9 protein-coding genes and 1 pseudogene are annotated in these 8,453 nt (G+C 42.5%); 8 read left to right on the top strand and 2 right to left on the bottom strand.

Annotated features, from left to right (window positions below; all coding sequences use genetic code 11):
* Both B7X71_RS09220 and B7X71_RS09215 read left to right on the top strand, forming a co-directional pair.
* Positions 1–324, top strand: a 324-nt coding sequence (locus B7X71_RS09220; RefSeq protein ID WP_293600559.1) for a hypothetical protein, incomplete at its 5' end; no start/stop codon positions are given.
* Between the two features lie 182 nt (positions 325–506).
* On the top strand, positions 507–818 hold the full coding sequence (locus tag B7X71_RS09215; RefSeq protein WP_293598006.1) for a cupin: 312 nt from the start codon (positions 507–509) through the stop codon (positions 816–818).
* A gap of 124 nt (positions 819–942) precedes the next feature.
* On the opposite strand, the gene B7X71_RS09210 is transcribed toward B7X71_RS09215, so the two are convergent.
* Positions 943–1,527: a DNA-3-methyladenine glycosylase I gene (locus B7X71_RS09210; RefSeq protein WP_293598007.1), complete on the bottom strand. Its 585-nt coding sequence runs from the start codon at positions 1,525–1,527 to the stop codon at positions 943–945.
* Positions 1,528–1,702: 175 nt separating this feature from the next.
* Between B7X71_RS09210 and B7X71_RS17905 the strand changes: the two are divergent.
* The 4 genes and pseudogenes from B7X71_RS17905 to B7X71_RS09195 form a co-directional block, all read left to right on the top strand.
* A pseudogene (locus B7X71_RS17905) lies at positions 1,703–2,065 on the top strand (DUF4118 domain-containing protein); the annotation flags it as partial.
* Positions 2,066–2,125: 60 nt separating this feature from the next.
* Positions 2,126–3,223 carry an ATP-binding protein gene (locus B7X71_RS09205; protein ID WP_293598008.1) on the top strand — a complete coding sequence of 366 codons (1,098 nt, stop codon included), beginning with the start codon at positions 2,126–2,128 and terminating at the stop codon, positions 3,221–3,223.
* On the top strand, positions 3,220–3,906 hold the full coding sequence (locus B7X71_RS09200) for a response regulator (protein ID WP_293598009.1): 687 nt from the start codon (positions 3,220–3,222) through the stop codon (positions 3,904–3,906). Before B7X71_RS09205 ends, B7X71_RS09200 begins: the two co-directional genes overlap by 4 nt.
* A gap of 63 nt (positions 3,907–3,969) precedes the next feature.
* A complete protein-coding gene (locus B7X71_RS09195) occupies positions 3,970–5,907 on the top strand; it encodes a potassium transporter Kup (RefSeq protein WP_293600558.1) in 1,938 nt (645 codons plus the stop codon).
* A gap of 640 nt (positions 5,908–6,547) precedes the next feature.
* Here B7X71_RS09195 and B7X71_RS09190 read toward each other — a convergent pair.
* The gene (locus tag B7X71_RS09190) at positions 6,548–7,321 is read right to left on the bottom strand and encodes an amidohydrolase family protein (protein ID WP_293598472.1); all 774 of its coding nucleotides are present in this window, start codon (positions 7,319–7,321) and stop codon (positions 6,548–6,550) included.
* Between the two features lie 55 nt (positions 7,322–7,376).
* Between B7X71_RS09190 and B7X71_RS09185 the strand changes: the two genes are divergently transcribed.
* Together B7X71_RS09185 and B7X71_RS09180 are read left to right on the top strand one after the other, a co-directional pair.
* Entirely contained in the window at positions 7,377–8,090 is a 714-nt protein-coding gene (locus tag B7X71_RS09185) for a GntR family transcriptional regulator (protein ID WP_293598471.1), read from the top strand.
* 9 nt (positions 8,091–8,099) lie between these two features.
* The coding region (locus B7X71_RS09180) for a tripartite tricarboxylate transporter substrate-binding protein (RefSeq protein ID WP_293600557.1) at positions 8,100–8,453 on the top strand (354 nt) is incomplete at its 3' end.

The following is an 8,453-nucleotide window of genomic DNA, read 5'->3' as shown; positions in this document are numbered from 1 at the left end:
TTGGTTTTATTTCCTGTGCCATTGAAAGAAAAAAAGACATCTCAAATGTGGTGCTTAAATTGGCCTCATATGTTCCCGCGCAATAAATTGCAGAAATCCATTAATTATCTCGTTGAGCCAAAAAAAGAAAATACTCAGAAATTTGTAGATTTTGTCTCCGAACTACGCGGAGAAGATAAGCAAGCGGTTGAGGCGCTAGGAGGTGATTTATTTGTTAGATATATGGGTACTACCAACCAGTGCCGCCTTCAGTTTGTTGATGCCAATGAAAACTACATAGATCCACCCAAAAATTTAGAGCTCAGATTTGATGCAGAGCTCTAGTAGGTGCTGATTCCATCAAGCCTCGATAGATAGAGGATTTGTTTTTGGCCGTTCTAAATGGAACAAGTTTATTCAGCGTCTAGTTGCTGGACGCCATTAAAGAAATGCTAGAGATACCCTAACCAAACCTTTTAATTTCCCCCAATTACAATTGGACCCTTATAAAAACAATTGGCCAATTAATGAATCAGAACGCGTTTTTAGAATTGCTCGAAAAGCAGAAATTTCCAGCCCCAGTAGTGGTTGTTCGTGAGCGCTCACTTTTTCTAGACCATCATTCTCATCAATATGAGGTGATGGCCCTGGTTATAGAAGGTCAAATCGACATCAATATTGGCGGAGCTAAAAAAATCTGTTTGGCTGGCGATACTTTCCACCTTTTGCCGAATCAGATTCATACAGAATCCACTGGTACAAAAGGCGTGAAATATCTCGCAAGCAGGAAAGTTACTAATCTAGAGGAAGAGGTTGTTGTTCAAGAGCTGGAAACTTAACCGCTAGATCTAAATTCTAGGTGCCAGCCGCTTCCACCGTTATTTCATTGGGCTTTATGGATGGAGAATGTTTAATTATCCATTCTAAATAGAGCAACAAAGATAAGCATCTAGTTTTACGGCACTATGCCTTCGTTTTCTTTTTCACTGCGGCGTGTCGATGACAGGAGACGAGATGATCATTAACCATTCCGCTCGCTTGCATAAACGCATAACAAATCGTTGTGCCAACAAACTTAAATCCAGTCTTAAGTAATGCCTTACTCATTGCATCTGATTCCGGTGAGTTTGACGGCACCTCACTTAAAGAGCGACGTTCATTTTGAATGGGTTTGTTTTGAACAAATGCCCAAAGAAATTGATTAAAGGGCTGCCCACTTTTCTCTAGAGTCAAATAAGCTTTGGCGTTACCAATCGTTGCGGCTACTTTAAGGCGGTTGCGAATAATTCCAGGATTTGCCAATAGTTCAGCAACCTTCTTATCGTCATACTTGCCGATCTTCTTTGGGTCAAAGTGATCAAGTGCTTCGCGATAGGTTTCTCGCTTCTTTAGAACGGTTGACCAAGAAAGGCCAGCTTGGGCGCCCTCCAGTATGAGTAATTCAAATAGCTTTCTACTGTCATGTAGTGGGACACCCCATTCGGTATCGTGATACTGCCGATATAGATCAAAACCCTCACACCACGGGCAACGAATTAGTGATTTCATGTCCTGATTTTATGGGGTTGGATGGATAGAGGATGGTTAATTGCCTGTTCTAAATGGAACAATTTATTCGGCGTCTAGTTAAGGGGCGCTTGACACTTGCTTTTGGTAAGAGACCGTTTTTGGAGCTTTGGGCTGTGCAAATCCTCAATCGTATATGCGATTGATACATTGGTGAATGTATATTGGCCATATGACCAATAGAAACTCCTCGAAAAGTCCAATATTGCTTGAAGCAATGAGCATTTTTATGGGGATGATTGCCATAACCGCCCTATCTCATATAGTTGATAAGTATCTTGGTTTGGCGGGGGCGTCCTTTCTATATTTGATTCTAGTCATTTGGGTTTCCTACAAGAGCCAATTGGTAACCTCCATCTTTGTGGCAATAGGCTCTTTTCTTCTCATAAACTTCTTTTTTGTAGAGCCGAGATATACTTTTGTTATTGGGAGCATTGAGTCTTGGAGTGCGCTACTTGGATTTCTGCTGGTATCTATTGCGATTACCTCTTTAGTACACCAGCTAAGAAGGCAAAAAGATATTGCCGAAAAAGAAACCTTTAAAGCCAATCTATTGAGATCAATAATAGAAATATTTTCAGTGGAGACCGACTCTGTAGTTGCCTTGCAGAAATTCTGTCTATTGCTTAAAAGAGAGCTAGGGTGTGAAGTTGCGATATTAAAGCTCGATGCAACCACCAAAGACAGTATTGAATTAGCGAGCTCTAAGCCGGGCAAAGTTAAGCTTGACTCTTGGTATCTCTCTCACGCAATTGAGTATGGGGCGATGCTGGGACCACATACAGGAACCCTAGAGGCAATTGATTATTGGTGCGTTCCCTTTGGAAGGTTTTACAAAAGCCATGAGTTGCCAGCTTTAGTGATTGAGAGGGCGCACGAGGAAAACATTGAAGTCAGCCTAATAAGGGCGATAGCTGATCAGCTGTCTGTTCACTATCAAAAGCGAATAGCAGAGATTAAAGCAAAAGATGCTGGCGAGTTAGCACATCGAGAGTCCATTCAAAAGGCCTTCTTGTCGTCTATCTCGCACGACATGAGAACCCCTTTAACTACTATTATCGGTGCCAGCTCATCACTCTTAAATCAGGGTCAGCAGTTGGGGGATGAGCAATCCATAAAGCTGTTAGAGATGATTCATTCTGAATCTGTATATCTCAATGACTCAACTGAAAACATACTGTCTTTGGTTAAGCTTGGCATGTCTGATGGCAATCAGATTCGAATGGATTGGCAGTCGCCCGAAGAAATTGTTGGGGCGGTTATGTCGAGATATAACAATAGAGAAGTAAAGCCGTCACTACAATTGGTAATGAGGGCAAAAGATGAACTTATCTATGGTGATCAGGCCTTAATTGTCTTGGCATTAACCAATTTGATTGAGAACGCAAACAAAGCGCACCTAGGCAGCAACCCAATACAGATATTGGTAGATAGGGTTGATGATGAAATTCGGATTGGCGTAATTGATGGGGGCGCTGGATTCCCTAAAGATTTTGATAAGGGATTGGCGGGGCAGCAACAGTCATATCAGCGCAATAAAAAAGGATTTGGATTGGGCTTATCTATAGTAAGAGCGGTGATGGATAAGCACCAAGGCTGGCTAGTCATCGAGTCCCCATTTGGCGACGATAGGAGGACTTATGTGGGTATGACCTTTCCTTTTAAAGCAAGCTCATGATTTCAGATTACATATTAGTTGTTGAAGATGATGAGCAAATAGCTCATTTCTTAGTGGCTAGCTTGAGCGCCGCAAAGCATGCTTCTAGATTAGCCAAATCTTTAGAAGAGGCAAATAAATACTTGGTTGAAAATACACCAAAGCTAATGGTTCTCGATTTGGGTTTGCCTGATGGTGACGGAAAAGATTTAATTCGGCAGGTAAGAAAGCAATTTGATTTCCCGATTATTGTTTTGTCAGCAAGGCAAGAAGAGCAGGAAAAGATTGTTGCGCTAAATGAAGGCGCAGATGATTATTTGTCCAAGCCTTTTAATGTTGAAGAGCTATTGGCAAGAATCAATGTTTGTCTCAGGCGCACTCAAAAAATGTTTATGCGTGACCAGCGCTATCAATACAAAGATTTGCTAATTGACGTCTCTGCTGGACTTGTAAAGCTCGAAGGCAATGAAATTCATCTAAGCCCTATAGAGCACAAATTGCTGATGTTGTTAGCTACAAAGCCAGGCAAGATTTTTACTCAGCGCCAATTGCTGTCGAAGATTTGGGGTTCTGAATATGTGGATGATACCCATTACTTAAGAATTCATATGGGTAGATTAAGAGCCAAGATTGAAAAGGTATCTGCTGAGCCAGAGTACCTATTAACTGAGCTCGGTATAGGCTACCGCTTAGCTATTTCATAGTTGTTTATGCGATTGATACATCGCACATGATTTGATGGAGTATTCAAATAACTGAGTAAGCCCATGTCCATTAGCAATCCTGAGTATTCACAGTCAAATATTCTTCGCCCAATAGAGATTAAGGGCAACAACCACAATAAAGGCAGCCTTCCCGCCTTAACTCTTGCGGCGATTGGCGTTGTGTTCGGTGACATTGGAACCAGTCCCTTGTATGCCCTTAAAGAATGCTTCAGTCCTGAGCATGGCATACCCTTTTCTCCGGATGCTGTTATGGGCGTTCTTTCAATGGTCTTCTGGGCATTTATGGTGGTGGTGTCGCTGAAGTATGTTCTGTTTGTAATGCGAGCCAATAATCATGGTGAAGGTGGCATATTGGCTTTGATGGCATTAGCCCTCAGAACTGCTCCAGCAAACTCCAAGAGAGCATTAACGATCATGATGCTAGGGGTCTTTGGTGCCTGTATGTTTTATGGGGATGCTGTAATTACTCCCGCGATTTCAGTGCTGTCGGCAGTCGAGGGTCTTGAAATTGTTTCCCCTCAATTTACGAAATATGTCATCCCGATTACGCTCACTATCCTTGTTGCTCTTTTTCTCATTCAGAAAAAAGGAACGGCTTTGGTTGGTTTTCTCTTTGGTCCAATTGTGGTGATGTGGTTTTTGGCAATCGGGTTGATCGGGGCATACATGATTTTGGATAACCCAAGTATCTTGCTGGCTACTAATCCGATGTACGCAATCAATTTCTTGCTTGAGCACTCCCTACAAGCATTTGTTGTTTTGGGTGCGGTGTTCTTGGTGGTGACTGGCACAGAAGCCTTATATGCTGATATGGGGCACTTTGGAATTAAACCAATTCAATTTGCTTGGTTTTTCTTAACCATGCCGAGTCTTTTGCTTAACTACTTTGGCCAGGGCGCATTACTCTTGGCTAACCCAGAAGCGATTTCAAATCCATTTTTCTTAATGGTTCCTGAGTCATATACGCTTGCCCTAGTTATTCTCGCAACCATGGCTACTGTAATTGCCTCACAGGCAGTTATCTCAGGCGCCTACTCTATGACTAGCCAAGCTATTTTATTGGGATTTATTCCCCGCATGAAGATCTTGTACACCTCGGAAAAAGAGGTTGGGCAGATTTATATGCCAGCAATTAATTGGATGTTATTAGTTTTAGTGATAGGTGCCGTACTGGCATTTAAGCAGTCAAGTAATTTAGCGGCCGCTTATGGAATTGCCGTAACAACTACTATGGTAATTACCACCTTATTGGCAGCCATTGTAATGAAGGCTTTATGGAAATGGAATTCTATATTGGTGGCAGTTGTTATCGGCACCTTTCTTTTGGTAGATATTGCCTTCTTTGCGGCTAATGCGCTCAAAATAGCTGAGGGTGGTTGGTTCCCTCTTTTACTTGGCGCCTTGTGCTTTCTTTTATTGATTACTTGGTACAAGGGCAGAATGCTTTTGCGTCAAAAAGCAATCGAGGGCGGTATTCCACTTGAAGCATTTATCAAATCTTTATTGGTAAGTGAGCCAATTCGAGTTAACGGTACAGCAGTCTTTCTGACGGCGCATGTCGACTATGTGCCTGTCGCAATGCTTCACAACCTCAAGCACAATCAAGTGCTACACAAGAGAGTCATTTTTCTCAAAATGAGTATTTGGGATGTTCCTTATGTTGAGGACAAGGATCGTATCAATTTAAAAGAGATGGGTGGTGGGGTTTATCTAGCAAGAGCAATGTATGGGTTTAAAGAAACTCCAGACATAAACCATATTATGGAGTTGTTGGCGACTCAATATGGCATTAAATGTGAGCCAATGGAAACATCCTTCTTCTTGGCTCGCGATACCGTGGTTCCTTCAGCAATTCCTGGAATGGCATTGTGGAGAGAAAAGCTTTTCGCATGGATGTATCAGAATGCCGCAAAGCCATCGGACTTCTTTTCCATTCCAGCGAATAGAGTGGTTGAGTTGGGTGCCAAGGTAGAGATATAAGGCTGTAATAGCGAATATATCTAGAAAGCGCCTTCGGGCGACTTTTTTCTTTGCTTCCCTTTGGCCTTTTTCCATTAGGCCTCGATAGATAGAGGATTAGTTACAGCGTGCCCAACCCTAGCAAGCCTCGCACCCCACAGCAAGCACGCTTAGACGCATTAAAAACTCAGAAAGACAATGTCAGCAAAGCGTTAGACGCAGAGCGTAAGCGGTAGAAGGTGGCAAAAGCACAGCAGAATTTAACGAAGGCAATGTCTGCGTAAGCAGGAAAAGCAAAGCACCGTCAAACAGGATTAAGCATCCTTAACCGCCATAGGATTCAGTAAGTACAAGGCGATTGAGTACAGTTTAGACATTTCCCAAGGTACCAAGCAGTTTCATTTATAATTCCATCTCTTGGCCTGGTAGCTCAGTCGGTAGAGCAGAGGATTGAAAAGCTAGGATAGAGGACTAAAACAGTTCTGCACATTGGGTCTAAGCTGGTTGCGACCCACCGCCCTACAAGCGCCGAATCTATTGGCTCTCAGCGGTTTCGAATGTTTCCCGAATGGCATCGACAGCGTTGAGTTGGCGAAATATTTTATGTTTCATTTAGAGTAAAAAAGTTAAGCGTCTAGTTATTGGACGCATTGATGCTGACTTACTGCCAATAAAGACTTCTTGGATTATCAGAAAGAATCTGTTGTCTAAGTTCTGGGAAATTTGTTAAAGACAAAAAGCTCTTCATTTGAGATTCATAAGTTTCAGTCGCTTCAAATCTTGTATGTGGCCAATCACTGCCCCACAGTAGGCGGGACCCACCAATTTGCTTGAGCCAATATTCAAAAATAGCTTGATGATTTATGTTTGGCGTTCTGTATTGAGCACTTAATTTCACCCAGAGGTTTCCCCTGTGTTTCTTAATCCCATCATTTTGTTGTTCAAACTCATTATTAGTTTTAGGTCTGCCAAAGTGATCAATCACTACATCTATTCCATTGGGTATTGCTAGCAGAACCTCATTTAACAAGCCATCATCATGATGTACTTGTATGTGCATATTCAACCCTTTTAATAGGTTCATAAGGCCTTGGTATTTTTCAAGAGTTCTAAACGGATCTTGATCGCCTGCTAAATTCAGCCTGATTCCACAAATCCCTTGTTTGTTAAGCTCAAGCAATTCTTTTCGTGAGGCTTTGGGGTCAGTCACCCCAACCCCTCTTAAATATCTAGGGTTTTGATTAATAGCTTCAAGTAGAAGCGTGTTGTCAAAACCTAGAAAGCTCGGCTGAACAATGACCCCGCCAGATATTTGGTGTGCATTAGCCAATTTGGCCCAATCATCTATTGAGGCAGCGTAATCAACAGAATAGCGAGCCTGAGCCTCATTTAAAGAGCTTTTATCAAAAATATGGAAGTGAGTATCGACATTCATGGGAATTATGGTAGCATAACTCATCTAGATGAGTAAATGAGTTGAAAATACAGGTATGGCTAAAGAGTTAATGGGTTATCAAGGTTTGGCATCAGCCTTTAGAAATAAGGTTGAGAGCGGTGCATGGCAGATTGCTGAGGCAATTCCATCCGAAGCCAGTCTTGCTAAAGAGTATGGCGTAGCCGTCGGAACTATTCGGCAGGCAATTGCTCAGCTTGCCGATGATGGGGTACTGGTTAAACGACATGGCAAAAGTACAGTTGTCAGCAGTGGGCTTGATGGGCAATCTATGCTCAGGTTTTTTCGTTATCAATTAGATGGACAAGAACAGCTATCTCCCCAGGCAAAAGTTTTAGATTTGAAGGAGGGTGCCTTAGATAAAGAAATGGCCAGACTAACGGGTTGGTCCTGCAAGTCACTATTAAAGATTCATCGTCTTCGCATGATTGATGGCAAGCCATTGCTCTACGAGACGATTTATTTGCCCTTGCCTAAGTTTAAGAAATTGGCTAGCTATAAACCAAAAGACTTTGAAGATTTGTTTTACCCCATGTATGCCAAGACATGTGGAGTTGCGGTAATCAAAGCCAAGGATCAAGTCAGGTTTGAGTTGATGAAAAAACCAGATGCAAAAGCATTAGCAATGAAAGAGGGCCATCCAGCCGTAAGAGTAAATCGCATCGCATTTGATTTAACTGGCAAGCCAGTTGAATTTCGCAGTTCAGTAGGGGATGCTATGGCATTCCAATATTCAGCAGAAGTTAATTAAGGAGAAAAGATGAAGTCCTTTGTAAAAACTCTATTGGTTGCATTGCTTGCAACTACAGGCCTGGCTCATGCTCAAGAGTGGCCTAGTCGCCCTATTAGCTTGATAGTGAGCTATCCCCCTGGCGGTACTGCAGACCTAATGGCTAGAACGGTTGCAACCCCACTGGGCAAGCTTTTGGGCACATCGGTAGTGGTTGAAAACAAGCCAGGGGCAAGCGGTCAAATTGCCGCTTCCTATGTAGCCAAGGCCAATGCTGATGGCTATACATTAATGCTCGATGCGTCATCTTATTCGGTCAATCCCTCTTTGTTTCCTAAGTTGCCCTATGACCCCAATAAGGATTTCAAGACTTTAGCTGTTCTA

It is taken from the genome of Polynucleobacter sp. 39-46-10, from assembly GCF_002282275.1.
Note: the sequence above shows the minus strand (reverse complement) of the source record. Positions and strands in the feature narration are given on the sequence as shown.

Coding starts and splice junctions, on each gene's coding strand:
- B7X71_RS09190 (WP_293598472.1), bottom strand. CDS start 7,321: ATGAATGTCGATACTCACTTCCATATTTTTGATAAAAGCTCTTTAAAT.
- B7X71_RS09210 (WP_293598007.1), bottom strand. CDS start 1,527: ATGAAATCACTAATTCGTTGCCCGTGGTGTGAGGGTTTTGATCTATAT.
- B7X71_RS09200 (WP_293598009.1), top strand. CDS start 3,220: ATGATTTCAGATTACATATTAGTTGTTGAAGATGATGAGCAAATAGCT.
- B7X71_RS09215 (WP_293598006.1), top strand. CDS start 507: ATGAATCAGAACGCGTTTTTAGAATTGCTCGAAAAGCAGAAATTTCCA.
- B7X71_RS09195 (WP_293600558.1), top strand. CDS start 3,970: ATGTCCATTAGCAATCCTGAGTATTCACAGTCAAATATTCTTCGCCCA.
- B7X71_RS09185 (WP_293598471.1), top strand. CDS start 7,377: ATGGCTAAAGAGTTAATGGGTTATCAAGGTTTGGCATCAGCCTTTAGA.